This window comes from Chryseobacterium sp. WLY505, assembly GCF_030846215.1.
GTDB lineage: Bacteria > Bacteroidota > Bacteroidia > Flavobacteriales > Weeksellaceae > Chryseobacterium.
The window spans coordinates 455,804-482,760 of record NZ_JAVCWI010000001.1 but is presented as its reverse complement, the minus strand read 5'-3'; the positions used below and the strand labels follow the sequence as shown (position 1 = coordinate 482,760).

Below are 26,957 nucleotides of genomic sequence, written 5' to 3'. Positions count from 1 at the left end.
TTTTAAATCTTTCAATCTATTGAATAAAAAATAAACTATACATATGAAAAAGAAATTCACCTGGAAAAAAGCCATTTATATAGTGTTGGGGCTTTTGTTTGCAGTGGCATTGTTCTCAGGTCTTGGCTATTTTATCAAATCAAACTCCAAAGAGAATGAGGCTTTCCTTACCCGCAAACCTACTATCCAGAATATGGATGATAAAGTAATGGCTACAGGGAAAATTGTTCCCAAAGAAGAAATTGAAATCAAACCCAATATTGCAGGGATTATAGATAAAATCTTAGTAAAGGAAGGAGATAAAGTAGAAGTAGGACAGCTGATTGCTACCGTAAAAATTGTTCCAAGCATCTCCGAAGTAAACGCTGCACAGCAGGAAGTTCAGAATGCGCAGATCCAGATCAGTAATGCTCAGATGAATGTAGGAAATATGCAAAAGCAGTTTGAAATGCAGGATAAACTATATAAGCAAGGAGTGGCTTCAAAACAGGAATATCTGAACGCTCAGCAGCAGTTATACTCTCAGCAGCAGACTTTGAAAAATGCCCAGCAGCAATTGAATACCGCTCAAAAAAGATTGCAAATTGCGAAAACCGGAGCAACTCCTGAACTTAAAGGACAAGGGTTGGCAACTACCGAGATCCGTTCAAAAGCTTCAGGTACCGTATTGGAAGTTCCCGTAAAAGCAGGAAGCCAGGTGATTGAAGCCAATAACTTTAATGCAGGAACTACAATCTGTTCAGTGGCAGATTTAAATGTTCTGATCTTTAAAGGCGAAATTGACGAAGCCCAGGCCGGAAAGCTAAGGGAAGGGATGGATATGAATATCGTGATCGGTGCACTGCAAAATAAAACTTTCCCAGGAAAACTAACGATGATTGCACCAAAAGGTAAAGATAATGCAGGAACTATTAAATTTCCGGTAGAAGGTAACGTAACTAATCCTAATAATGAGTATATTAGAGCAGGTTTTTCTGCGAATGGTGAAATTGTTTTGAGTTCCCAGAAAAATGCATTGTTATTGGATGAGTCTTTGGTTCAGTATGAAAAGAAACAAGGTAAAGATGTTCCTTTCGTAGAAGCGAAGCAAAATGATGGAAAATTCAAAAAAGTATATTTGAAACTGGGAGCAAGTGACGGGATCAACGTTCAGATTCTTCCGGGATCCAATATTACAAAAGACACTGAAATTAAAGTGTGGAACCCATCCGATAAAGATAAGGAAGAGCTTAAGGAAAAAGCGAACAAAAAATAATAAACTACACTATACACTTTTAAACTGTGAATCCCGGAGGAATTTTTTTCTCCGGGATTCTTTTTTTTATCAAAATTTATACAAGTGTAAATTCCTATATTTGAATTGGATAATCTATGAAAAATGTGCAGATACGCCGGGAAAACTTATAAATCACATTATGTCTGTTTTAAATGTAGAAAATCATTTAAACAGCAGGATTCGTATGATATTATAAGAAGGATTGAAAAAGAAAAAACATACCATGAATCTAATGGAAGGGTAATTCGTAAAGTAGGATATGTTTTCACAAAAGGAGAAACAGAAGAATTACAAAAAATTGTTTCAGAGATTGAAAACAGAACTATAAAATGTCCTGAGTGCAACAATATAATGGCTGATCTGGGGAAAGATTTCAAAGCTCCTAAAAAAACAGCAGTCAAAGAATGGAAAATCATAGAAAGTCTTTTAAAAACAGGAAAATGCTTTCATACATGCGGCTGTGATGGGATTGGATATATTCCCAAAAATCCTAATGACTATGAAATATATTTAAAAGCCATCTTGCAGTCTTATCAGGATTCATTGATTTTATGTCAAAATAAATCTACAGGAGAATTCGCGGATAAAAACGAGGAAATTAATTATTGGTCAGACAAGATTCAAAAAATAAAAAACGAAATGATTAATAATAACTTCGAAAAGGCATAAGATTGTAACAAATTGAGCATTCAAAATGTCTTATTTTTAAATTTCAAACTATATTCCATGAAAAAAGACTATTGGATTCTGTTACTTTTTATCATTGCAAAGTTTGCCCTTCAATATTCCTTGATAAGTCCTGAGTATGAATTGCACAGAGACGAATACCTCCATCTTGACCAGGCCAATCATCTGGCATGGGGATATCTTTCCGTTCCTCCTGTTAATTCCTGGCTGGCATGGATGATTAAAATGTTGGGCAATTCCATCTTTTGGGTTAAATTCTTTCCCGCTCTGTTCGGAGCTTTAACGATAATACTGACATGGAAAGTTGTGGAAGAACTCAAGGGAAGCCTGTTTGCTAAAGTGCTGGCTTCTTCAGGTATATTATTTTCAGTACTGCTTCGGGTAAATATGTTATTCCAGCCCACCTCTCTGGAGATTTTCCTTTGGCTGTTCTTTTACTACAGTCTGATTAAATATTTCAATTCTCAAAAAGTAAAATGGTTGTATATAAGCGCCATCATTGTCGGAATAGGAATATTAAACAAATACAATATTGCTTTTTCATTATTGGGGCTTATTCCCGCATTATTGCTGACAGAGCAGAGGAAGATTTTTATGCAGCCTCATGTGTATTGGGCAGCTCTTTTAGCTTTAATAATTATTTTTCCCAATCTTTTCTGGCAGTACCAGAACCAGTTTCCTGTTATTCATCATATGAAAGAACTTTCTGAAAAACAATTGGTGCATGTAGACCGGATGGGTTTTATGAAATCTCAGATTTTATTTTTTGTCGGAGTTATTTTTGTGATTATTGCAGGCTGGGGAGCATTGCTGTTATACAAACCTTTTGAAAAATACAGGTTTTTCTTTTGGAGCTATATCATCACGATCACTCTGTTTTTATTTTTTAAAGCAAAAGACTACTACGCGATAGGACTCTATCCTGTGTATATTGCTTTTGGTGCTGTTTTTCTCGGAAATGTATTTGAAAAAAGCTGGAAAAGATTTTTGAAACCCGTATGTCTTCTCATTCCTGTACTTTTATTCCTGCCTTTGTATAATGTGGCTTTTCCAAATAAAAGTCCTGAATACATCGTGTCCCACCAAAGCCAGTACAAAAAATTAGGACTGCTTCGCTGGGAAGATGGAAAAGATCATCCGCTGCCACAGGATTTTGCAGATATGCAGGGTTGGAAAGAACTGGCTCAAAAGGTAGATAAAGAATATTCCAGGCTATCAAAAACCGGAAATACAATGGTGTTGTGTGACAATTATGGACAGACAGGAGCGATTAATTATTATACCAAAGCTGGAGTAACAGCGATGTCATTTCACGCAGACTATATTAATTGGATTGACTTAAGTAAGAAATATAAAAATGTTATCAGAGTCAAAGATGCCTCTGAAGCAGGGAAAGAACTTGAAGAATCCGGCTCTTTTTTTGAAGTTGCAAAATTGGAAGATTCTATTACCAATCCGTATGCAAGAGAAAGAGGGACTGCTATTTTTAGTTTACAGGGAGCAAAAATAGATGTCAATAAAAGAATTCAGGATGAAATTATCGAAGTTAAAAATGAATGGAAATAGTTTTTAATAGAGTTGGAAAAGATGATTTGCAGACAGGATAAAGCTAATAGATAAATTTTATTGCAACTTTATTGCATTAATTGATTTTAAGCTATCTTTGCATCATCAATCATCAATCATCAATCATCAATCATCAATCATCAACTATCAACTATCAACTATCAATTATCAACTGAGCTATGAAAAACAAAAACCTTGATGTTATTATAATAGGAGGAAGCTATTCTGGATTATCAGCAGGAATGTCTTTAGGAAGATCTTTAAGAAATGTCCTGATTATTGATAACGGAAAACCCTGCAACAGACAGACTCCGCATTCCCATAACTTTGTTACTCATGACGGAAAAACACCCGCGGAAATTGCAAAGCTGGCAAAAGAAGATGTAGAAAAATATGACACTGTAAAGTTTTATAATGGAACAGTCGTAAAAACAGCAAAAACAACCGAAGGTTTTGAAATTCAAACTTCATCCGGAGAAAAATTTAATACCAAAAAGCTCATCCTTGCTTCAGGAGTGAAGGATATTATGCCGGATATTCCCGGATTTGCAGAATGTTGGGGAATTTCTGTTATCCATTGCCCATACTGTCATGGTTATGAAGTGAAAAATGAAATCACCGGAATTCTTTCCAACGGAGATATGGCCTACGAGTTTTCAAAACTGATTTTTAATCTGACTAAAAACCTCACTTTATTTACCAATGGAAAAGCTGTTCTTAGTGACGAACAACTTGAAAAACTGAAGCAGAATAAAATCATTCTTAACGAAGATGAAATCAAAGAAGTAAAACATGAAAATGGTTTCATTCAAAAAATAATTTTTAAAAACGGAAAAGAAATTCCTTTACAGGCTTTGTATGCTAAAATTCCTTTTGAGCAGAATATCAATGTATCTGATGATCTGGGATGTGAACTGACAGAACAGGGATTTATTAAAGTAGATATGATGCAGAAAACAACCGTTTCCGGACTTTTTGCCTGTGGAGATAATGTAACCATGATGCGTTCCGTAGCCAATGCAGTTGCACAAGGGAGTTTTGCCGGAGCTATGGTGAATAAAGAACTTTCTGATGAGGAATTTTAAAGGCTTTTTGACACATTTAAAAGAACCATAATGTAGGATTTATGGATACATATTTTCATTTTTTAGTGTTTAAAAATCATTTTTTCAATAGATAAATCTCGACGAAAATTCCGTACATTTGGGGTGAAAATTTCAAAAACTAAAAGTAAAATGGATATTATTTTCGACCTGATTGAAAAGGAAAGACAAAGACAAACCCATGGTTTAGAACTTATTGCATCAGAAAACTTTGTTTCTGAAAACGTGATGAAAGCAATGGGAAGTGTACTGACAAATAAATATGCTGAAGGGTATCCCGGAAAAAGATATTACGGAGGATGCGAAGTAGTAGATGAGGTTGAAACTTTAGCGATCAACAGAGCTAAAGAACTTTTCGGAGTAGACTACGTGAATGTTCAGCCACATTCCGGTTCTCAGGCGAATGCAGCCATTTATCTTGCAGTTTTGAAACCAGGTGACAAAATCATGGGAATGGATCTTTCAATGGGAGGACACCTTACTCACGGTTCTGCAGTGAATTTCTCAGGGATTCAATATAACGTAGTTTCTTACGGAGTTCAGCAGGAAACAGGTCTTATCGACTATGACCAAATGAGAGAAGTGGCATTGAGAGAAAAACCAAAAATGCTTATTGCAGGTTTCTCTGCGTACTCAAGAGATTTAGACTATGCTAAATTCAGAGAAGTGGCAGACGAAGTTGGAGCAACGCTTTGGGCAGACATTGCTCACCCGGCTGGTTTAGTGGCGAAAGGATTGTTGAACTCTCCATTCGAACACTGTCATGTCGTAACGACTACTACTCACAAAACCCTGAGAGGGCCAAGAGGAGGGATGATCATGATGGGGAAAGACTTTGAAAATACTTACGGTCACAAAACTCCAAAAGGAGAAATCAAAATGATGAGCCAGGTACTGGACGGAGCTGTATTCCCAGGTATTCAGGGAGGACCTCTTGAGCATGTGATTGCTGGTAAAGCGGTAGCTTTCGGTGAAGCATTGGACGTACAGTTTGAAACCTATGCAAAACAGGTTAAATCTAACGCTCAGGCATTATCAAAAGCGATGATCGACAGAGGTTTTGATATCGTAAGCGGTGGTACAGATAACCACCTGATGCTGGTAGACCTTAGAAACAAAGGAGTAAACGGTAAAGAAACTGAAAAAGCATTAGTACTTGCTGATATTACTTGTAATAAAAACATGGTTCCTTTCGATGATAAATCACCATTTACAACATCTGGTATCAGATTGGGAACTGCAGCGATTACAACAAGAGGATTAAAAGAAAATGATATGGATACTATTGCCGGATTAATTTCTGAAGTAGTGGACAATATCAAAAATGAAGAAGTTCTTGGTTCTGTAAGAAAGAAAGTGAACGAATTAATGGAAGGTAAAGCTCTGTTCAATTACTAACAGACATTCCAATATCATATAAAGAATGGGCAAACTGCTCATTCTTTTTTTATTACAATGGAAAAAAAATCTTATACCTTCGATGAAATTAAGCAGAAACTGGTTAACTATTGTGTTTACCAGGATCGCTGCCATGCTGAGGTGGAACAGAAGATGAGGGAATTTCTGCTTATTGATGAAGCAAAAGAGGAAATCATTTTATTTCTCCTGAAAGAAAATTACCTGAACGAAGAACGATTTACCAGGAGCTATATCCGGGGAAAATTTTACATCAAACACTGGGGGAAAACCAAAATTAAAATCAATCTTAAGCAGAAACAGATCTCAGAGAGGTTGATAAACTCTTGTTTTGATGAGATTGATGATTCTGATTATGAGAAAACCATCAGAAAAATTTTTGATGATTATTATACCAAACAAACGGGCTTGAAAGAATATCAAAAAAAAACCAAAACTATAAAACATTTGATGAGCAAAGGTTTTGAGTATGAGAAAATAATTGATATTTTTGGCTAAATATTAATAAATTAAAAAAAAACTTGACGTATGACTTTTAGTAAAAAAACAACCGGTTCATTGAAAAAGATTGATACATAAAGATTTAATACTTCTTTTGAAGAAAAAACAGCTGAAATAAAGAATTTTTGAAGATAAATATCACCTTCATCAACAGATTGTATGGTATGATTTTTGTCTCTCGGTTTAGCTGTACCACAATAAAATTGTTAGATTTTATAAATATAACATCAAATTTATTTTTGATTTCAGCATATTGAAATAAATTTATTTATTTTTGCATGATTGTATCAAAATTATCTTTGATTGGATAATTAGATATTATACTTAATTAAATATGAACACCAATACAGACAATGTACAATTCTCTTAGAAAAACAATATTTGGAGGGGATAATGTTGTCAATCTCTCAGACGTAAGATATCTTCCTAGATGGATAATTCTTGTAATAGACATTATTATTCTTGTAATATCTTTATTTCTTTCTACTTACATTATCGCAAAAATTACCAAGCAGGAATTTATTTATCACGATGATAAAAGCCTTATTTTCGCTTTTATTATTCTGGTGAACGCTGCTTTTATGTATGCCTTCAAGACTTATGCCGGGATTATCCGCCATTCTACATTTATAGACTTATTTAAGCTTCTGATTTCCTGTTTTTGCACAATGCTGGCGATCGGAACCATCAATATCTGCTATTTCTGGATTACAGGAAGTAAGTTTATTCTTACTCCGTATCTGATGCTTTATTTTGTAATTTCATTTATGGGATTATTTCTTTTCAGACTTTATGTGAAAGAGTTTTTTCATATTGTAAGAGAATACCGAAGAAGTGCACTTAAAAAAAGAATTCTGGTATTGGGAATTGATGAACAGTCTATTGCCATTGCCCGTGCTATTCTTGATAATCCAAGTCTTCCCTATCAGGTAGTAGGATTTTTGACACAAAGAACAGATTCCAAAAGAGCTTCGCTGCTGGGAAAACCCATTTATGAAAAAGAAAAAATAGAACAAAATACCAAAGAAGATCTTATTATTGATGGCGTTCTTGTTGTTAAAGAAATGATGGCCAGAGATGAAATGAATTCATGGGTGAATCTATTTTTAGAGAAAGATCTTAACGTCTTTAAAGCGCCATCTGTGCAAAAGCTTAGAGACAGTGATCTGGGTGGATCTATCAGAAACCTTCAAATTGAAGACCTGTTAAACAGAAAGCCTATCAAAATTCAGAACGAAAAAGTTAAAAGCAGACACTTTGATAAAACAGTATTAGTAACCGGTGGGGCAGGATCCATAGGTAGCGAAATTGTAAGACAGGTGGCTCTTTTCAATCCTTCATTAATTGTAGTTTTAGACCAGGCAGAAACTCCGCTTTATGAAATTGAACTTGAAATGAGAGAGAAGTTCCCTCATATCGCTTTCAAATTTGTTTTAGGAGACGTTTCCAATCATCATAGGATGGAATCTCTGTTCCAGACCTATAACTTCTCAATGGTGTATCATGCTGCGGCTTATAAGCATGTACCTTTAGTAGAGGAAAACCCTCATGAAGCTATCTTTGTTAATATATTAGGTTCTAAGATTGTTGCAAAACTATCCAGCAAGTATAAAGTAAACAGGTTCGTAATGGTATCTACAGATAAAGCTGTAAATCCAACCAATGTAATGGGAGCTTCAAAACGTGCTGCTGAGCTTTTTGTACAATCGCTTCAGAATGTGGAAGGTAACGTTACCAAATTTATTACAACAAGATTTGGAAATGTACTGGGATCTAACGGTTCTGTAATACCTCATTTTAAAAAGCAGATTGAAGCCGGAGGACCGGTCACCATAACCCATCCGGAAATTGTACGATATTTCATGACAATTCCTGAGGCTTGCGAACTGGTACTTCAGGCAGGAACAATGGGCGAAGGAGGTGAAATTTTTGTTTTTGATATGGGGGAACCCGTTAAAATTATTGATCTTGCCAAAAGAATGATAAAATTATCAGGATTCGAACCTAACATTGATATTAAGATTATTTATACAGGACTGAGACCTGGGGAAAAGTTATATGAAGAACTCTTAAGTGATGACGCAAAAACACTTCCTACTCATAATGACAAAATTATGATTTCTAAAGACCCTTCTATGGGATTTGAAGAAATAGATACACTTACCAAGCAAATTACTAAAGCTTCGCTGAGAAGAGATAAGGTGGAAGTTGTAAGGATTCTTAAAACAATAGTGCCTGAATTCCGAAGTAATAATTCAATTTATGAGGCCCTGGATAAATAGAATAAATATAAATGTATATTTGCATAATTTAACAAGATAATGAAAGGAAAAATATTAGCAGTAGTTTTGGCATCTTCATTAGTGATTTCCTGTAAAGTTAATCCTAATGCTAAGAATGATTTAAATTATATGCAGAATATAGAACAGGTTGCAATCAATGCCTCTGCTAAAAATTCAGCAAATACAATCCAGGTGGGGGATCAGTTGGTGATTCTGATCACTGCCAAGGATATGGATGTTGTAAAACCTTTTAATCAGAATTATTCTTCCTCAGAACTTATCCAGACAAATGCATTGGCCGGCGGAAATACTCCTAATCAGGGATCAACAGTACTTTCAGGACCAACTTATATCGTAGATGCAAATGGAGATATTGACTTTCCGATATTAGGAAAACTCAATACTTCAGAGAAAAGTTTGACTGCTTTTAAAGATGAACTTAGAGAAAAAATGACGAGATATGTTATTAACCCAACAATTAATATCAGGCTCTCGAATTTTAAAGTTACAGTACTTGGAGAAGTCAGCAGACAGGGAGACTATACTATAGCAAGCGGGCAGGCAACTATTTTAAATGCATTAGGTATGGCTGGTGACCTGACGCAATATGGGAAAAGAGAAGACATATTGGTAATCAGAACAGAAAATGGTGTTGTTTCTCATGGCCGTATTAATATTCGGGATGCCAATCTTATTAATTCTCCTTATTACAATCTGAAACAAGGAGATGCCATTATTGTTTCCTCAAGCAATACCAAAGATGTTTTAGCAAAACAGAATCCCAATACAACTCTTTACCTTACGGCAGCTTCTATAGCTATCACAGCAATAGCAGTAGTAATAAGTTTATTTAAGAAATAAAAAAATTAATGAACACCCAACAGTCTTCAGCACCTTTAGAAGTAGAAAATAGTTCAAGGAATATTGATATTAATGAAATAGTAAAGCCCTATTTAAGAAAATGGCCGTGGTTTGCTCTGAGTGCCTTTATTGCTTTGGTAATCGGCTATATTGCATTGAAGTTTATGACTCCTGTTTACAATGTACAGACAACAGTACTTGTAAAAGATGCTAAAAACTCCTCGTCTCCCATAAATAATGACTTGGGTGTTTTACCAGACTTTTCAAATTTAGGTGGGCTGAAAACAAACAGTATTGCTAATGAAATTGAGATGCTGAAGTCAAAAAGATTAATGAAAGAAGTTGTCATTAATAAAAACCTTCAGACCGATATTTTCGCAAAGTCCAAACTTAGAAAAATTGAACTTTATAAAGATACCTCGCCAATTGAAGTAAGGGTAATTAATGAAAAACCAGATGAAATTTCTACTCCTGTTCTGCTAAAAATAAAAGGGGAGAAACTTATTGTAAGTACAGATAAGCCACAAAAAGAAATTGTTACCGGTTTTGGTAAGACCATAGGACTTCCTTTTGCCAATATTATTATTACTAAAAATAATAAGTATAATCCGGCTGCTTTAAAAGAGATAAATCTGAACGATCTTGAACTTTACATTTCAACAGTAGATGCTAAAGTAAACATGCTGCAGAATACGCTGGCGGTAAGCTTAATTAATAAAGATGCTACCGTATTGAAACTGGATATGAACTATCCACAGATCACAAAAGCGCAAGACATACTTAATGCTTTGGTTTTAGCATATAACAATGATGCCATTTTAGATAAAAATTCGGAATCTAAGAAAACACTGGACTTTATTGAAGACAGAATTAAAAGACTTACAGGAGAGCTGGGAGATGTAGAAAGTCAAAAAGAAATATTTAAATCCAAAAATAACCTTACTGATCTTGAAACAGAGGCAAAAATAAGTCTGGAAAGTTCTGCAGCTGCAAGAGCAAAACAGCTTGATGTAGACGCACAGCTGGAACTTACTAATGCTTTGATCAGTTTTGTAAACAGACAGGGACAGTATCAGGCTTTACCTTCCAATGTAGGACTAAAGAATCCTGAAGCCATTGCAGGAATTTCTACATATAATCAGCTTATTCTTCAGAGAAACAGGTTTTTAGAGTCTGCAACTGTAGAAAATCCAACAGTGGTGGATATCACCAAACAGATCAACACAATGCGCCAGTCTATTGAGCAGAGTTTGCAGAGAAACAGAATAGGTCTTGAGCTGGCAAGAAATGAATATCTTGGTGAGCAGAATAAAGTTTCAGATAAGATATCTAAGCTGCCTTCTATTGAGAAAATGTTCAGAAGTATTGAAAGACAACAACAGATCAAGGAAAATTTATACTTGCTGTTGCTTCAAAAAAGAGAAGAAACAGCAATTGCTGAATCTATTACTGCTCCCAAAGCGAGAATAATAGATACGGCATATGCATCCGCAAACCCTATTGCACCCAAAAAGAATATCATTCTGATTGTTTATTTGGTGGTGGGATTACTAGTTCCTTTTGTTATCATTTACTTAAGAATGCTTTTCAATAATAAGGTTGTTACGAAACATGATTTAGAAAAGCTAGTGCATGCACCTATTATTGGAGAACTGCCAAGTCTTGAAAAAGGAGATTCTGAAATTGTTAAAATGAATGATATTACTCCCATGGCAGAAGCATTCAGAATTCTTATTACCAATATGAATTTCATGCTTTCAAAAGAGAAAAAGGGAAAAGTAGTATTTGTTACTTCAACAGTAAAAGGAGAAGGAAAAACATTCACATCTGTCAACTTGGCTTTGACATTGGCCAATCCCAAGAAAAAAGCAATTATTATCGGATCTGATATCAGAAATCCCCAGCTTCAAAGGTATAATCCTGCCAGAAAAGGACTTGCCGGGCTTACGGAGTATCTTTACAATGACGAGACTAAACTTGAAGATATTATTCATGTATCATCTTTTAACCCCTATCTTGATGTAATTTATTCAGGAATGATTCCGCCAAACCCAACAGAATTGCTGTCTAACGGGCGTTATGAGATTCTTTTAACAGAATTGAAGGAAAAATACGAATATATTATTCTGGACACAGCACCATTGCTTCTTGTAACTGATACTTTCCTTATTGCTGAACTTTCTGATGTAACCATTTACGTTTCCAGATCCAAGTACACAGAAAAGGCGTTGCTGGAATTTGCCAACCGTAATATTGACCAGAAAAAAATCAGAAATGTCGGATTTGTGCTTAATGATGTAAGCAGGGAAAATTTAGGATACAGTAATAAATATGGTTATGGCTATAACCAGCATACAGAACAATCTTGGTTTCAAAAAATAAAAAATAAACTTAGTTAATGACAACAACATATAAAATAGCGGTTATAGGCCAGGGTTATGTAGGGCTTCCTCTCTCTCTTGAATTTGCAGATCATTATCCCGTTTTTGGATTTGATATCAATACACAGCGTGTTGATCAGCTTAATAACGGAAAAGATATAACGCTTGAAGCTGATGTTGATAAATTAAATAACGGACTGAAAAAATATAACGAATCCAATGGTTCTTTAGGCTATAAAGCAACAAGCCTGTTATCTGATATTGCAGAAGCTAATGTTTTCATTGTAACAGTTCCTACTCCCATTGATAAATATAATGCTCCGGATTTGAATCCATTGATTTCTGCTTCAAAAATGCTGGGAGAAATTATTAAAAAAGGAGATATTATCATTTATGAATCTACAGTTTTTCCAGGATGTACAGAAGAAGAGTGCGTACCAGTTCTTGAAAAATATTCAGGACTTACGTTTAACGAAGACTTTTTTGTAGGATATTCTCCGGAAAGAATTAATCCGGGAGATAAAGTAAATACACTTACAAGTGTTAAAAAAGTAACTTCTGGGTCTACAGAAGAGATTGCTGAACAAGTAGATCAATTATATAAAAAAATTATTACTGCTGGAACTCACAAAGCACCCAGTATTAAAGTTGCAGAAGCCTCAAAAGCTATTGAAAATGCACAAAGAGATGTTAACATTTCTTTTGTGAACGAATTGGCATTAATTTTTGATAGAGTAGGTATCGATACTAATGATGTATTGGAAGCAGCTGGAACAAAGTATAATTTCCTTAAATATAAACCAGGATTAGTAGGAGGACATTGTATCTCTGTAGATCCTTATTACCTTGCACACAAAGCAGAACAACTGGGATATCATCCCGATGTTATCTTATCAGGAAGACGTGTAAACGATTCTATTGCAAAGTTTGTGGCTGCTAAAGTAGTGAAGCTTCTTATCGCAAAAGGCGGGGTTATTAAAAATTCTAATGCCCTGATTTTAGGAGTTACGTTCAAAGAAAACTGTCCGGATGTCAGAAATACTAAAGTTGTAGATATCTATAAAGAACTTGCTGATTTCGGAGTAAATGTTGATATTTATGATCCATGGGCAAGCAAAGAAGAAGTAAAGCACGAATATGGAATTGATATTCTGGATGCCCTTCAGGAAGGCAAAAAGTATGATTCTTTAGTCATTGCGGTCTCTCATAATGAGTTTCTGGAAATAGATCTGGATCAGCTTAAAAAAGAGAATGCTGTGGTTTTCGATACCAAAGCATGTTTAGACAGAAGTCTGGTAGATGCAAGATTATAACTGATCATGAACTATGATATCATCATCATTGGTGCAGGTTTGGTAGGATTGGCTACAGCCTATCAGACTCTACTGAAAAATCCTGATTCTAAGATTCTGATTTTGGAAAAAGAAAATGATGTAGCATTGCATCAATCTGGGCATAACAGTGGAGTAATTCATAGCGGGATTTACTACAAGCCTGGAAGCCTTAAAGCTAAAAACTGTATCGAAGGCTATAATTCCGTTATCAACTTTGCTGAGAAACATGGCATACGATATGACCTTTGCGGGAAGATCATTGTAGCTACTTCGCAGGAAGAATTACCCCTTTTGGATAATATCTATAAAAGAGGAGTTGAAAACGGACTTCAGGATTTAAAATATCTTTCCAGAGAAGAATTCCGTGAAATTGAACCTCATTGTGAAGGCGTAAAAGCAATTAAAGTTCCACAGACAGGAATCATTGATTATCCGGGAATAGCCCAAAAAATAAAAGAACTTTTTGAAGAATCAGGAGGTGAAGTAAGATTTAATAATGAAGTAAAAAACATCATTAATAAAGGATCTGAAATTATTGTCACTACCAATATTTCCGAATTTAAAACCAACAAATTAATCTCCTGTGCCGGATTATACTCCGACAAAATAACAAAAATGACCAACGAACAAAATGATGTGGTCATTATTCCGTTCAGAGGAGAATACTATAAAATAAAGGATGAAAAAAAATACCTGGTAAAACATCTTATTTATCCGGTACCTGACCCTAATTTTCCTTTTCTTGGAGTTCACTTTACCAGAATGATTGACGGTAATATAGAGGCTGGTCCCAACGCAGTTCTGGCTTTCAAAAAGGAAGGATACCACTTTTTCGATTTCAATTTCAACGAAACCATGCAAACCATGCTATGGCCTGGATTTAGAAAAATTGTAGCAAAATATGGAAAAACCGGAATGGGAGAAATGCACCGTTCACTTTCCAAATCTGCTTTTACTAAGGCGCTTCAAAAACTTTTACCGGAAATACAGGAGAGTGATCTTGTGGCAGGTGGTTCAGGAGTAAGAGCCCAGGCTTGCGACAGAAATGGAGGGTTGATTGATGATTTTGACATCGTGAAAAACGGAAACATTATTCATGTTAGAAATGCTCCCTCTCCTGCAGCCACTTCATGTCTTTCTATCGGAAAGAAGATAAGTGAACTTATCATGAATTAAATGCACTACTATATGCACTCAAAAAACTAAAAATATGAAAATTCAAATGGTTGATCTTAAAGGTCAATACCTGAAAATAAAAGAAGACATAGATGCTGGTATTCAGGAATGCATAGACAATACAGCATTTATTAATGGCCCTGCTGTAAAAGAATTTCAACACGATTTTGAAGAATATCTGGGAGTAAAGCATGTTATTCCATGTGCCAACGGAACAGATGCTCTTCAAATTGCCATGATGGCCCTTAATCTGCAGCCAGGTGACGAAATAATATGCCCTGCTTTCACTTATGTAGCGACTGCAGAAGTTATTGGTCTTTTGGGGTTAAAACCTGTAATGGTAGATGTAAACGAGGATACTTTTGATATACAGCTTGATGGTCTTGAGAAATACCTTACCCCTAATACCAAAGCGGTTGTTCCTGTTCATTTATATGGCCAAAGTGCTGATATGGAACAAATTCTTAAATTTGCAGAAAAACACAACCTTTTTGTTATAGAAGATAATGCTCAGGCAATTGGCTCTGATTATACGTTTTCAGATGGAACCGTTAAAAAAACAGGAACTATTGGGCATATTGGATGTACTTCTTTTTTTCCGTCAAAAAATCTGGGATGCTATGGTGATGGAGGTGCTTTGATGACCAATGATGATGAATTAGCGTTTAAAATCAGAATGATTGCCAACCATGGCCAGGAAAAAAAGTACTATCATAAAGTTTTAGGTTGTAATTCAAGATTGGATACCATTCAGGCAGCTGTATTAAAAGTTAAGCTTAAGCACTTGGATACATATTCAGCCGCACGAAACAGAATGGCAGATTATTATGATAAAAATCTTGCGGGTATTGCTGAAATTCAGACTCCTGAGAGAGCCGGGAATTCTACGCATGTATTTCATCAGTACACCCTGAGAGTGAAAAATGGAAAAAGAGATGAATTACAAAAATATTTGGCAGATAAGAATATCCCAAGCATGATCTATTATCCTTTGCCCCTGTATAAACAGGAAGCTTTTCTTCAATATGTAGAAGATGATTTTAGTCTTCCGGTTACGGAGCAGCTTTGCCAAGAAGTTATCTCTCTTCCAATACATACTGAATTTGACCAGGAAGTACAGGATATTATAATTAAAGAAATTAAGAATTATTTTAAATAATATAAACCAGATATGTCGGATTTTTTTGCACATGAAACAGCCGTTATTGACGAAGGATGTCAAATAGGAAACGGAACCCGAATTTGGCATTTTTCGCATCTCATGACAGGTTGCATTTTGGGTGAAAAATGCAATATTGGACAGAATGTTGTTATTTCCCCTAAAGTAATTTTAGGAAAAAATGTGAAAGTTCAGAATAATGTTTCTATCTATGAAGGAGTAACATGTGATGATGATGTCTTTTTAGGACCTTCAATGGTTTTTACCAATGTAATAAACCCAAGAAGTGCAGTAAACAGAAAGAATGAATATCTGAAAACACACGTTGGAAAAGGGGCCTCCATCGGAGCTAATGCAACGATTGTTTGCGGGCATAATATAGGTCAGTACGCTTTTATCGGTGCAGGAGCTGTGGTTACAAAAGAAGTTCCGGATTATGCATTGGTAGTGGGAAACCCTGCCAGACAAATGGGCTGGATGAGCGAATTCGGACATAAACTTCAGTTTGACGCAGACAATATTGCAGTTTGTGAAGAAAGTGGAGAAAAATACAGATTAGAAAATAATAAAGTTTCAAAAATTTAAATATGCAAATGAGTGAAAAGATAAAATTTGCAGTAGTGGGCTGCGGGCATATCGGCAAGAGACATGCTGAGATGATCACAAGAAATTCTGAATGTGAGCTTGTAGCTCTTATAGATATAAAAGATAAATCTTCTTTAGGAATTGAAAGTTATGATGTTCCTTTCTTTACATCATTAGATGAATTTTTGAAAGCAGGAATAGAAGCAGATGTTATCAATATTGCTACTCCCAACGGATTCCACTTTGAACAATCTTATAAAGCCATTGATGCCGGAAAGCATATTGTTGTGGAAAAACCATTGACTTTGAATAAGCAAGATGCAGAAAAACTTATTTTTCAAGCTCTGCACAAACACAAACAGGTTTTTGCGGTAATGCAAAACCGTTATTCTCCACCCTCTGCCTGGGTTAAAGAAATGGTAGAAAGCGGAAAATTGGGTGAAGTATACATGGTTCAGCTTAATTGCTACTGGAATCGTGATGACAGATACTATAAGCCGGAATCATGGCACGGAAAGAAAGATCTGGATGGTGGAACATTATTTACACAGTTTTCTCATTTTATAGATATTATGTACTGGCTGTTCGGTGATATTACCAATATACAGGCAAAATTTGCTGATTTTAATCACCAGACTCTTACAGATTTTGAAGACTCAGGATTTATTAGTTTCGATTTCGTAAACGGTGGGATGGGAGCATTAAACTATTCTACTTCAGTATGGAATCAAAACCTTGAAAGTTCAATGACAATTATTGCAGAGAACGGTGCAATAAAAATTGGAGGGCAATATATGGATAAAGTTGAGGTGTGCAATGTGAAAGATTATGTGATGCCGGAACTTCCTCCTACCAATCCAGGAAATGACTATGGCGCATATAAAGGTTCTGCAGCTAATCATCACTATATTATTGAAAATGTAGTAGACGTATTAAAAGGAAGAAATACCATTACAACCAATGCTTTGGAAGGGTTGAAAGTAGTAGATATTATCGAAAGAATTTATGCCAATAAATAATATTATTCTTCGGCTTAAAGAAATGCTTAGCAGTGATTTCAGGAAAAACCTCTTGGTGATGATCGGAGGTTCTTTCTTTGCACAATTAATACCTATTCTTTTTTCGTTTCTCCTAACCAGAATCTATACTCCAGAAGACTTTGGGGTATTTTCTAATTTTTCAGCGGTACTTTCATTTTTATTGGTATTTATGATGCTTAAATATGAAATGGCTGTTATTCTTCCGAAAAAAGACTCAGTTGCAGCTAATTTAATAGTGCTGTGTTTAGGAATAGGCGTTTTCTTTTTTGCGTTGAGTTCTGTAATTATTTATTTGTTTGATACATTTATTTATAAGGCTTTCAATTTTGAAAGCCATAATAATTTTTTGGTATACATTCCTTTGGCAGGATTGTTATTTTCAGCATTTAACCTGTTAAATGAATGGTTTGTAAGGAAGAAATATTTTCAGAATCTTATTAAGAATAAAATTATTAATAACTCCTCTATTGCGGGAATTTCAGCATTACTTCCTCAAATAAATATTTTAAGTCTTGGACTTATTAAAGGACAGATTTTTGGACAGGTATTGTCAGTTGTTTCGGGATTTTATATTGTTTTAAAAAAAGACAAAGCGAGTTTCAGAAATATTGACAAAAGAGTGATGAAGAAACTCTTTTTCAAGTATATTAATTTTGCTAAATTTAATATACCAGGCCAGTTGATTAATACATTATCTGTCCAAATTGTTATTTTTTATCTAACATCTCAATTTGGGTTTAAAGTAGTGGGATTTTATGCACTTACTGACCGGTTTTTGGGCGTTCCGCTATCATTTATTGGAAATGCTGTAAAAGATGTATTTAAACAGAAAGCCGCTGAGGATTATAGAAATAATGGTGAGTGTTCCGGAATATATAAAAAAACAACATTATTGTTAATAGCCTGTGCTTTACCACCATTCATCATTCTTTTTATTTTTGCTCCGGATCTTTTTGCGTTTTTCTTTGGCAGCCAATGGAAAGATTCCGGGATATTTGCGCAGATATTATGTGTAATGTATCTGCTGAGTTTTATAACAATGCCTACAGGATGGCTATTTGTAATTGCAGAAAAACAAAAATTTGATTTTTTATGGCAGATGTTATTTCTTATTTTTACTGTAGCATCATTAGGGTTAGGGTATATCTTATTTAAAGGTGATGTCGTTTATACACTATTACTATTGTCTGTTGGAAGAAGTATTACGTATTTAATTCAAATGATAATGACGTATAGACTTGCAATTGGAAAAGTTTAGACAACAATGAAAAGAAAAATTTTCGATCTTCTGAGGAATAGACTGAAAGTAAGATCATTAACTCATCTAAGAAATAAATATAAAAGGAAGTTCGATAAACAAGTTTATCGAAAAAAAATTACCTCTGAAGAATTAGCTGAGAAATTCCGGAAAATGGGTGTACAAAAAGGAAATGTAATTTTTATTCATAGTTCTTGGGATGAATTTTATAATTATGAAGGTACTCCCGAAACCTTTATTGATATGGTGCTGGATTTAATTGGTGAAGAGGGAACTCTTTTAATGCCGTCATATCCATTAATAAGAAAGAAAGGAGGAACGTTTAGTATTAAAACAACCCCCACGTTAGCCGGTTTATTGCCAGAAGTTTTCAGAAATTATAAAAAAATAGAAAGAAGCCTTGATTACCACTCTGTAGCTGCATTTGGAAAATTAGCCAAATATTTGACAGAATCTCATGTGTATTCTGAATCTTCTTGGGATGAAAATTCTCCTTATTATAAACTTGCTGATGTAAAGGCAAAAGTGTTTTCATTAGGATTAGGAAAACATCATGTGGGAACTATAATGCATTGTGCAGACAGTATTTTAAGGAGAAAGTATGAATATTTTGATCTGTTTTTTAAAAAAAATGCAAAGATCAATATTAAAAAAGAGAATGGAGAAATCATCACTAAAAATTATCTGACTAAAGAAGATGACTTTTATTATAGTTTTACCGAAAAATCACATTGGGGAGTTGTAAAAAAATATTTTGACCCGGGTAAATATAAAATAGAAAAGCTTTCAAATCTCAATATCACAATGTTTGATGCTGAATATGTTGTTCATCGTGTTATTGAATTAGGCAAAAAAGGAATTGTGGTTTATACAGATCCGGATCCAAAAAAATATACATTTAGCAAATAAATATTACGTATGAAAAAAAATCTGATTGAATATTTTATCAACACATCAAAACGATTCCCTGATAAAACAGCTGTCGTAGAAAATGAAGATAAAATCAGCTTTGAAAATCTTTATAAAAGAACTACTATTCTGGCAATGCTATTGCTGGCAAAAAAAGATATTTTAAACAAGCCGGTGGCAGTTTATTTACCCAAATCCATCCACTGCGTAACAGCAGATCTTGGGATTATGTTTTCTGGAAATGCCTATTTAAATCTGGATGTTAAAAGTCCTTTGCAAAGAGTTTCCGCAATTTTAAATCTTGTTGAACCTGAATATTTAATTACAACAAATGCTTTTAAGAAGAATATTGAAAGTATTTATCCCGAAGAGAAACTGATCATCATTGATGATATTGATTTTAACCAGGTTTTTGATCATGATAAAGAGTCTCAAGACCTTTATTTAAGACTTGAGGACAGATCTATTGATACGGATATGTCTTGTATTATCAATACATCAGGATCTACAGGTGTACCTAAAAGCGTAGCCCTGAATCACAGAAGCTTTATAGATTTCATTGAAATATCCAATGAAATATTTAAGTTTTCAGATAATGAAATTATAGGATCTCTTTCTCCGGTTATTTTTGATATTTATAGTTATGAATTATGTATGTTGATGGCCCATTCCAGTACAATAGTAGTACTTCCGGAACATATGGCGGCATTCCCTATAAAAATCCTTGAAGTACTGGAAAAGGAGAAAATAAGTTTTATATTCTGGGTACCTACTATTATGGTGAATATTGCCAATATGGATCTTTTGAAATCAATAGACCTATCCTCTTTAAAGCTAGTTTGGTTTGCAGGTGAAGTATTCCCTACAAAACAATTTAACTATTGGTACAAGTCCTTGCCCCATACGAAATTTGCTAACCTTTATGGGCCTATAGAAATCACACTTGATTGTACTTATTATATCATAAACAGAGAGTTTAGTGATAATGAGCCATTGCCAATAGGATTTCCTTATAGAAATACAGATGTATTAATCATTACTGATGAAAATAAACTAGCAGAGAAAGGCGAAGAGGGAGAATTATGTGTGAGAGGTTCTTCCTTAGCTTTAGGATACTACAATGCTCCTGAAAAAACAGCAGCAGCATTCGTTAACAATCCATTGAATAAGCATTATCCTGAAACAATTTACAGAACGGGAGATATTGTCTCTGTAAATGAAAGAGGAGAAATAATATTTAAAGGAAGAAAAGATACCCTTGTAAAACACCAAGGGTACAGAATTGAATTAGGAGAAATTGAACATATTGTTGTAAACAGTCTCAAGCTTGTTAAAAACGCTTGTTGCGTTTATAACAGAGAGAGAAAAGAGATTGTTCTGGTGTATGAAAATGATACAGAAGTAGAGCCTAATGTCTTCAGAAAAGAAATCTTAAATGTACTTCCTAAATATATGATCCCAACTTCTTATAAGTTTCTAGCAGAAATGCCTAGAAATCCTAACGGTAAAATAGACAGAGCACTTTTAAATCAACAAATCAATTCTTAAATGGAAGAAACAGGAGCACTTGATTTTAATCTTATTAAGGAAGATCAAATAAGACTTAGAAGTAAAACATTTCGTACAAATTTCTTTTTGTCTGAAGAAAAGTTTGGTTTCCTGACTGATGGAAAAAAAACAATTGCATACCGTTCTGAAAATGGATTATATTTCCTGATTGAACAAGATAACTTCTATAAATTTTTTTTTATCACAAATGATCTTAATGATCTTAAAAAAAATCTTGAGATAATTAATAAACAATTTGAAAATGTAATGATTGTTTCTGAAATTGTTGGCAACCAAGACTATCTTAAAGGCATACTTTCTGAGTTCACAAACACAGGTTTTTGTAAATATACAAGACTTATGAGGATGAATAAGATGCGAAAGGAAATGGCTCAATTCAATCTTCCAGACAATATTTATCAGCTTGGAGAAGATAGGTTAGAGGAACTGCAAAATATTTATCACAAATATTTTAATAAATTTGCAGAACAGATTCCTACCCGGAGGGAACTTCAGAAAATGATAGAACAAAAGGATGTTTATTATTATTCAGATGATTATGAAATTCAGGGATTTATTATTTTTGAAAAGAATGGAATTACTTCCCATCTCAGATATTGGTTTGTGTCACCTGATCATAGGAGTAAAAAAATAGGATCCAAGCTTATGGACGTGTTTTTTACTAAATTTGAAGATGTAAAGAGAGAAATCTTTTGGGTAATTGATACTAATGAAAATGCTATTAAAAGATATAAACATTTTGGATTTGTAGAAGAAGAAATGTATAATATAGTACTATTAAATAAAAGACTTAAATATGAAGAATAAAATAATTGAGATATTAAACAGTGTAAGACCAGAATTTGATTTCTCTCAGGAAACAGATTTTATCAGCCGAGGATTATTGGATTCCTTTGATATGGTTTCTTTGGTGACAACTTTGGATGAGCAATTTTCAATCTCGATAGATGGAATAGATATTTTGCCTGAAAACTTTGAAACATTAGAATCTATCGAAAATGTTTTAAAGAGAAATGGCGCTGTATAATTATGAAAATTAAAACATCAAATAAAAAAATATCAGGGATACTTAGCATTCTTCCTGCAAATGTTGTGAAATTTGAAGATGAAATGCATAATTATTCTTTCTCAGAAGCAAAATCTCTTAAGCTGAAAATGGCGATGGGATTTAATACAAAACGTATTGTGGAATCTGAGAATATTACCAGCTACGATTTGGTGATAAAAGGATTTGATTATCTTCTGGATAAAAGATTATTGAATAAAGAAGAGATAGATGCCATTCTATTTGTTTCTCAGTCTCCAGAATATATAATGCCTCCTACGAGCAACTTACTGCATCAGTATCTGGATTTATCAGACCATGTTTTATGTATGGATATTAATCAGGGCTGCGCGGGATTTATTATTGGACTTCAACAAGCATTTATGTTACTGGATAATCCTTCAATTAATAAAGTTTTACTTTGTAATGCCGATGTTTTAAGTCCAAAAGTTTCAAAACAGGATAGAAACAGTAATCCTCTTATAGGAGATGCTGCAGCTATTACCATCGTAGAAAAAGATGAAAATAACAACCTTATCTATGGTGAAATATTAATGGACGGAAAAGGTGCAATGGCACTTAATATCCCTGCTGGTGGAGCACGATGTCCAATCACCGCAGAAACTGGAGAGCTTTATGAAGACTCTTTTGGAAACAAAAGAAGTAAAAATCATCTGGTTATGCAGGGAGACAATGTTTTCAACTTTGTACAGACAAACGTACCTAAACAAGTAGAACGCATTTTGGAAGAAGCAGGAAAAAAAGTGGATGAAATCGAATATTTTCTATTCCATCAGCCGAATAAGTTTATGCTTCAGAAACTAGCCGATAAAATTGGCGTAAGCAGAGACAAACTTCCAAGCAATGTGGTGGAAAATCACGGCAACTCCAGTGGAGTTACAATACCTGTTACTACTACATTTAATATTGGAGAAAGACTTGAAAAAGAAACTATGGATGTTTGTTTTTCAGGTTTTGGAGTAGGACTTACTTGGGGGACTATCGTTATGAATATAGGAAATATGAATTTTTGTAGACAAATAGAAGTTTAAACTTAAAATATAAATATGGAAAATTTTTTGGAACAAATGTCAGAAATTTTAGAAGTAGATCAGGTAAATCTTGCGGATAACCTTACAAGCTTTGAAGCTTGGGATTCTCTGGCTACTCTTTCAATTATTGCTATGGCAGATGAAGAATATGGAGTATCATTAGTCAATCAGGAAATTACAGATTCTAAAACTGTTGAAGGACTATATAATTTAATTTTATCTAAACAGAATGCTTAAAGAAACTGGTTTTCTGGATTTTTCTTCTAAAAATATAATGATCACCGGTGCCGGGTCAGGTATTGGTAGAGTAACAGCAGTTAGCCTATCTTTATTAGGGGCAAATCTGTTGTTACTTGATATCAATGAAGATGGACTTAAAGAAACACAGAAACTTTGTAAGAATAATTCTTTACTGTTGGTACATGACCTTTCAGATATCACCGGATTAAAGCAGGCCGTAGAAAGTAAAATTTCAGAAATAGGAAAGCTTGACGGTTTGGTGAATGTTGCGGGAATCCCTTGTGTACAGCCATTAAAGACACTTAAGGCTGAAACTGCTGAAAAAGTTTTCAAAATTAATACATTAGCGGCTCTTGAGCTTTCAAAAATATTCTGCAGTGTCAAAAACCATAGAGGAGAACATCCATCTATCACGTTTATTTCATCTGTCTACGGAATTGTAGGATCATCTGCAAATGTGGCATATTCAATGTCCAAATCTGCATTACATGGAATTACCAAGTCTCTAGCAATTGAAATGGCCGGAAAGAAAATAAGAGTAAACTGTATTGCTCCCGGATTTATAAAAACTGAAATGCTGGATGGCGTTTCAAGTATCTTTGATGATGAATATAGTCAGAGATTAAATGCTCTTCATCCTATGGGGCTTGGAGAAGCACAGGATATTGCAAATGCAGCCGTTTTTTTAGCTTCAGACATGAGCAAATGGATAACCGGAACAATTTTATCAGTGGACGGAGGATTCACAGCAATATAAAAAATGAGAGAAACAGTTTTATTAACAGGAGCTACAGCAGGAATCGGAGAAGAGATAGCTGTAAAATTATCAGAAGCCTATGATTTGGTTCTTACAGGTAGAAATGTAGAGAAGCTAAATGAACTTAAAAATAAGCTTTCAGACGGCTGTACATCGCATATTCTGGCTCTAGATCTAAGTAATTTGGAAAATACAGAAAAAACATTTGTACAATTTCTCAATGAGAATAGTATTAATGTTCATAAGCTGGTACACTGTGCCGGATTTATGAAAATGATTCCATTGAAACTGGTTAATAATGATTTTATGATGGAGTGTTTTACGACAAACGTTTTCTCAGCAAACTTACTTATTAAACTGCTTGTTAATAAAAAAATCAATAATTCATTATTGAATTCTGTAGTGTTTATTTCAAGTAATATTAGCAACCGCGGAGCAAAAGCTATGAGTACTTATGGTGCTTCCAAGTCTGCTTTGGATGGATTGATGCGTAATTTGGCAGTAGAGCTAGCTCCAAGGGTTAGAATTAACTCCGTATTACCAGGTGCAGTACTGACAAAAATGACTCAAAACATATTTGATAATGAGGCTGTAATGGACAGAATGCAAGCTCAGTATCCTTTAGGAATTGGGTATGCAAAAGATATTGCTGACGCAGTAAACTATTTATTATCTGCTGATGCGAGATGGATTACAGGACAACAGATGACTGTAGACGGTGGGCGTTCTATAAATATATCTTCCTAAAAATGCAGATATCCATCAGAAAATTTGAAAATAGGCCTGTAGACTCAAACTGTTTCTTAATTTTTAATGAACAGAAATATGGAATAATCATAGATCCCGGTACCCAAAATCATCAAGAACTATATGACTTTATTGATAAGGAAAATATTGCTATCGAATACTGCATAATTACTCATGGACATTTTGATCATGTATACGGGGTAGAAGATATAATATCCCGATATAATCCTATATGCATTTTAAGCAGTGAGTCCCTTTTATATATACAAAACAGTAAAAAAAATCTTTCAGTATTTTATGGAAAACAGTTTTCTTATAAAATTGAAAAATATATAGCTGTTACTGAAAAGTGTATCATTAACTGGCATGGTCCGAAAATAGAGTTTTATCCTACACAGGGACATTCAGATTCTTGTATAAGTATTAAAATCAATAAAGATATATTTGTAGGTGATCTGATGATAAATGGCGAAAAAACAGTAACAAAATTACCTTCAGGTAATAAAAAAATGGCAGAAAAGTCTATTCATGAAGTACTGAATCTTGATGAGGTGGAAATTATTTTTGGAGGACATGGAGAATCCATGACAAAAATTCAAGCAGAGAATTTTTTTTTCAATGAGAACTGAAAATGCATTAAAATATACAATTGATACTATCTTGGAGATTGCTCTGGGATATAAAATTGAATTTTCTATTGTTGAAATTTCAGAAACAAATATTGAAATTAAAGTAAGAGGTAAAAATATCAATTTCAGTATTTGCGGAACTGAAGATTTTAATAAACTTCTTAGTGGCGATCTTAAACTTTCAGATATTTCTGCATTTGATGATTATTATAAGATCCCGATTCTTAAAATTGGTAAAGAAAATATACTTTACCATACAGAAAATGAAAAAATCATTTTCAATTTTGATATTCTTTCTTTATCATTTATCCTATTATCGGGTTTGGATGAGCTAGTCTCTGCAGAAAGAGATGAACATGATAGATTTCTATATAAAAATAGTATTGCCAAGAAGTACAATACTATTAAAATACCTTTAGTAGATGAATATGCCATGTTGATTAGGATAATTCTAAAAAAAGAATATCCTGATCTAGAAATTAAACCCAGACAATTTTCAATAACTCCAACACATGATATTGATGATATTTACCGATTTACAGGAACTGTAAAATCAATAAAATCAATTCTATCACAGCTGCTCAGATCAAAAAATATAAAAGAAGTTATAATTGCAGTAAAGTTTTTTTTTCAGAGCCTGTCAGATCAACGTAGAGATCCTTATTTTAAAGGCATAGAAACCCTTCTTAAAGATTCGGAAGCTAATGGGCTAAAGTCCATTTTTTTCTTTATGGGGGCAAATCCATCTGCATTTGACGCTGGACAAAATATTCGCGATAAAAATTTAAAAGCAATTTTAAATCAAATAAAAGATGCTCATATGATTGCCGGGGTTCACCCTGGATTTTATACTTATAAAGATAGGAATACTCTAAAAATGGAGATTGAAAGAGTAAAAGAAGCAATAGGACATCCTATCTTGCACTCCAGGCAACACTATTTAAGATTTGATAGACAACAGACCTTTGATAATCTGCAGGCTGAAGGAGTAGAAGTAGATTATACTATGGGATTTGCTGAGGAAGAAGGTTTTAAATGTGGAACATCCCATGAGTTCCATCCCTATGATTTTACGAATGATATGCCATATAAATTAAAAGAAAAACCACTCATTGCTATGGATGTTACTCTAAGCTCATACAAAAACTATTCGGTTGCAGAAGCAAAACAGTCTTTAGATCTTCTTTCACAAAGAATACGAAGAACAGGGGGAGATTTTATCATATTATGGCATAACGCGTATGTATATAGGGAGATGGGGTTTTACAAGAATGTTTATTTGGAATTTTTAAATAAAAACAGAAAATAGATGAGAAACTTTCTTAAAACAGTTTTTTCCTATAACTTTTTTAAAGTATTTATATATTTTATTTTCGTATTTTCT

At 34.1% G+C, this 26,957-nt stretch carries 25 protein-coding genes; all 25 read left to right on the top strand.

Annotated features, from left to right (window positions below; all coding sequences use genetic code 11):
• Window positions 1-43 precede the first annotated feature (43 nt).
• The 25 genes from RAH34_RS02175 (at window position 44) to RAH34_RS02055 (ending at window position 26,882) form a co-directional block, all read left to right on the top strand.
• Window positions 44-1,255 carry an efflux RND transporter periplasmic adaptor subunit gene (locus RAH34_RS02175; protein ID WP_306595004.1) on the top strand — a complete coding sequence of 404 codons (1,212 nt, stop codon included), beginning with the start codon at window positions 44-46 and terminating at the stop codon, window positions 1,253-1,255.
• A 123-nt stretch (window positions 1,256-1,378) separates the two neighbouring features.
• Window positions 1,379-1,945 carry a hypothetical protein gene (locus RAH34_RS02170; RefSeq protein ID WP_306595003.1) on the top strand — a complete coding sequence of 189 codons (567 nt, stop codon included), beginning with the start codon at window positions 1,379-1,381 and terminating at the stop codon, window positions 1,943-1,945.
• A 57-nt stretch (window positions 1,946-2,002) separates the two neighbouring features.
• Window positions 2,003-3,529, top strand: coding sequence for a glycosyltransferase family 39 protein (locus tag RAH34_RS02165; protein ID WP_306595002.1), 1,527 nt, complete (start codon window positions 2,003-2,005; stop codon window positions 3,527-3,529).
• 179 nt (window positions 3,530-3,708) lie between these two features.
• Complete coding sequence (locus RAH34_RS02160) at window positions 3,709-4,614, top strand: NAD(P)/FAD-dependent oxidoreductase (protein WP_306595001.1); 906 nt, start codon at window positions 3,709-3,711, stop codon at window positions 4,612-4,614.
• Between the two features lie 150 nt (window positions 4,615-4,764).
• Window positions 4,765-6,030 (top strand): serine hydroxymethyltransferase, encoded by a 1,266-nt coding sequence (gene glyA / locus RAH34_RS02155; protein ID WP_034699074.1) that lies wholly within the window; start codon window positions 4,765-4,767, stop codon window positions 6,028-6,030.
• A gap of 57 nt (window positions 6,031-6,087) precedes the next feature.
• Window positions 6,088-6,546 carry a regulatory protein RecX gene (locus RAH34_RS02150; RefSeq protein WP_114820340.1) on the top strand — a complete coding sequence of 153 codons (459 nt, stop codon included), beginning with the start codon at window positions 6,088-6,090 and terminating at the stop codon, window positions 6,544-6,546.
• A gap of 356 nt (window positions 6,547-6,902) precedes the next feature.
• On the top strand, window positions 6,903-8,831 hold the full coding sequence (locus tag RAH34_RS02145) for a nucleoside-diphosphate sugar epimerase/dehydratase (protein ID WP_114820339.1): 1,929 nt from the start codon (window positions 6,903-6,905) through the stop codon (window positions 8,829-8,831).
• Between the two features lie 39 nt (window positions 8,832-8,870).
• On the top strand, window positions 8,871-9,692 hold the full coding sequence (locus RAH34_RS02140; RefSeq protein ID WP_306595000.1) for a polysaccharide biosynthesis/export family protein: 822 nt from the start codon (window positions 8,871-8,873) through the stop codon (window positions 9,690-9,692).
• 8 nt (window positions 9,693-9,700) lie between these two features.
• Window positions 9,701-12,091 carry a polysaccharide biosynthesis tyrosine autokinase gene (locus RAH34_RS02135; protein WP_306594999.1) on the top strand — a complete coding sequence of 797 codons (2,391 nt, stop codon included), beginning with the start codon at window positions 9,701-9,703 and terminating at the stop codon, window positions 12,089-12,091.
• On the top strand, window positions 12,091-13,386 hold the full coding sequence (locus tag RAH34_RS02130; protein ID WP_114820336.1) for a nucleotide sugar dehydrogenase: 1,296 nt from the start codon (window positions 12,091-12,093) through the stop codon (window positions 13,384-13,386). The genes RAH34_RS02135 and RAH34_RS02130 overlap by 1 nt, the downstream gene beginning before the upstream one ends.
• A gap of 6 nt (window positions 13,387-13,392) precedes the next feature.
• Window positions 13,393-14,583 carry an L-2-hydroxyglutarate oxidase gene (gene lhgO, locus RAH34_RS02125; RefSeq protein ID WP_306594998.1) on the top strand — a complete coding sequence of 397 codons (1,191 nt, stop codon included), beginning with the start codon at window positions 13,393-13,395 and terminating at the stop codon, window positions 14,581-14,583.
• A gap of 34 nt (window positions 14,584-14,617) precedes the next feature.
• Window positions 14,618-15,742 (top strand): DegT/DnrJ/EryC1/StrS aminotransferase family protein, encoded by a 1,125-nt coding sequence (locus tag RAH34_RS02120; RefSeq protein ID WP_306594997.1) that lies wholly within the window; start codon window positions 14,618-14,620, stop codon window positions 15,740-15,742.
• Between the two features lie 12 nt (window positions 15,743-15,754).
• Window positions 15,755-16,327 carry an acyltransferase gene (locus RAH34_RS02115; protein WP_306594996.1) on the top strand — a complete coding sequence of 191 codons (573 nt, stop codon included), beginning with the start codon at window positions 15,755-15,757 and terminating at the stop codon, window positions 16,325-16,327.
• 8 nt (window positions 16,328-16,335) lie between these two features.
• Window positions 16,336-17,346 carry a Gfo/Idh/MocA family protein gene (locus RAH34_RS02110; protein WP_114820471.1) on the top strand — a complete coding sequence of 337 codons (1,011 nt, stop codon included), beginning with the start codon at window positions 16,336-16,338 and terminating at the stop codon, window positions 17,344-17,346.
• A complete protein-coding gene (locus RAH34_RS02105; RefSeq protein WP_306594995.1) occupies window positions 17,333-18,625 on the top strand; it encodes a lipopolysaccharide biosynthesis protein in 1,293 nt (430 codons plus the stop codon). Before RAH34_RS02110 ends, RAH34_RS02105 begins: the two co-directional genes overlap by 14 nt.
• Window positions 18,626-18,631: 6 nt before the next feature.
• Window positions 18,632-19,534, top strand: coding sequence for an AAC(3) family N-acetyltransferase (locus RAH34_RS02100; protein WP_114820331.1), 903 nt, complete (start codon window positions 18,632-18,634; stop codon window positions 19,532-19,534).
• 9 nt (window positions 19,535-19,543) lie between these two features.
• Window positions 19,544-21,082 carry an amino acid adenylation domain-containing protein gene (locus RAH34_RS02095; protein ID WP_306594994.1) on the top strand — a complete coding sequence of 513 codons (1,539 nt, stop codon included), beginning with the start codon at window positions 19,544-19,546 and terminating at the stop codon, window positions 21,080-21,082.
• Complete coding sequence (locus RAH34_RS02090) at window positions 21,083-21,910, top strand: GNAT family N-acetyltransferase (protein WP_306594993.1); 828 nt, start codon at window positions 21,083-21,085, stop codon at window positions 21,908-21,910. It begins immediately after the preceding gene.
• Window positions 21,900-22,130: an acyl carrier protein gene (locus RAH34_RS02085; RefSeq protein WP_306594992.1), complete on the top strand. Its 231-nt coding sequence runs from the start codon at window positions 21,900-21,902 to the stop codon at window positions 22,128-22,130. The genes RAH34_RS02090 and RAH34_RS02085 overlap by 11 nt, the downstream gene beginning before the upstream one ends.
• Window positions 22,131-22,132: 2 nt before the next feature.
• Complete coding sequence (locus tag RAH34_RS02080) at window positions 22,133-23,200, top strand: 3-oxoacyl-ACP synthase III family protein (RefSeq protein WP_114820328.1); 1,068 nt, start codon at window positions 22,133-22,135, stop codon at window positions 23,198-23,200.
• Between the two features lie 36 nt (window positions 23,201-23,236).
• Entirely contained in the window at window positions 23,237-23,437 is a 201-nt protein-coding gene (locus tag RAH34_RS02075; RefSeq protein ID WP_227944283.1) for an acyl carrier protein, read from the top strand.
• A complete protein-coding gene (locus RAH34_RS02070) occupies window positions 23,430-24,197 on the top strand; it encodes an SDR family NAD(P)-dependent oxidoreductase (RefSeq protein ID WP_114820327.1) in 768 nt (255 codons plus the stop codon). Before RAH34_RS02075 ends, RAH34_RS02070 begins: the two co-directional genes overlap by 8 nt.
• A gap of 3 nt (window positions 24,198-24,200) precedes the next feature.
• Window positions 24,201-24,944 carry an SDR family NAD(P)-dependent oxidoreductase gene (locus RAH34_RS02065; RefSeq protein WP_114820326.1) on the top strand — a complete coding sequence of 248 codons (744 nt, stop codon included), beginning with the start codon at window positions 24,201-24,203 and terminating at the stop codon, window positions 24,942-24,944.
• Window positions 24,945-24,946: 2 nt separating this feature from the next.
• Window positions 24,947-25,573 carry an MBL fold metallo-hydrolase gene (locus RAH34_RS02060; protein ID WP_306594991.1) on the top strand — a complete coding sequence of 209 codons (627 nt, stop codon included), beginning with the start codon at window positions 24,947-24,949 and terminating at the stop codon, window positions 25,571-25,573.
• On the top strand, window positions 25,563-26,882 hold the full coding sequence (locus tag RAH34_RS02055; RefSeq protein ID WP_306594990.1) for a polysaccharide deacetylase family protein: 1,320 nt from the start codon (window positions 25,563-25,565) through the stop codon (window positions 26,880-26,882). Before RAH34_RS02060 ends, RAH34_RS02055 begins: the two co-directional genes overlap by 11 nt.
• The last annotated feature ends 75 nt before the right edge of the window (window positions 26,883-26,957 follow it).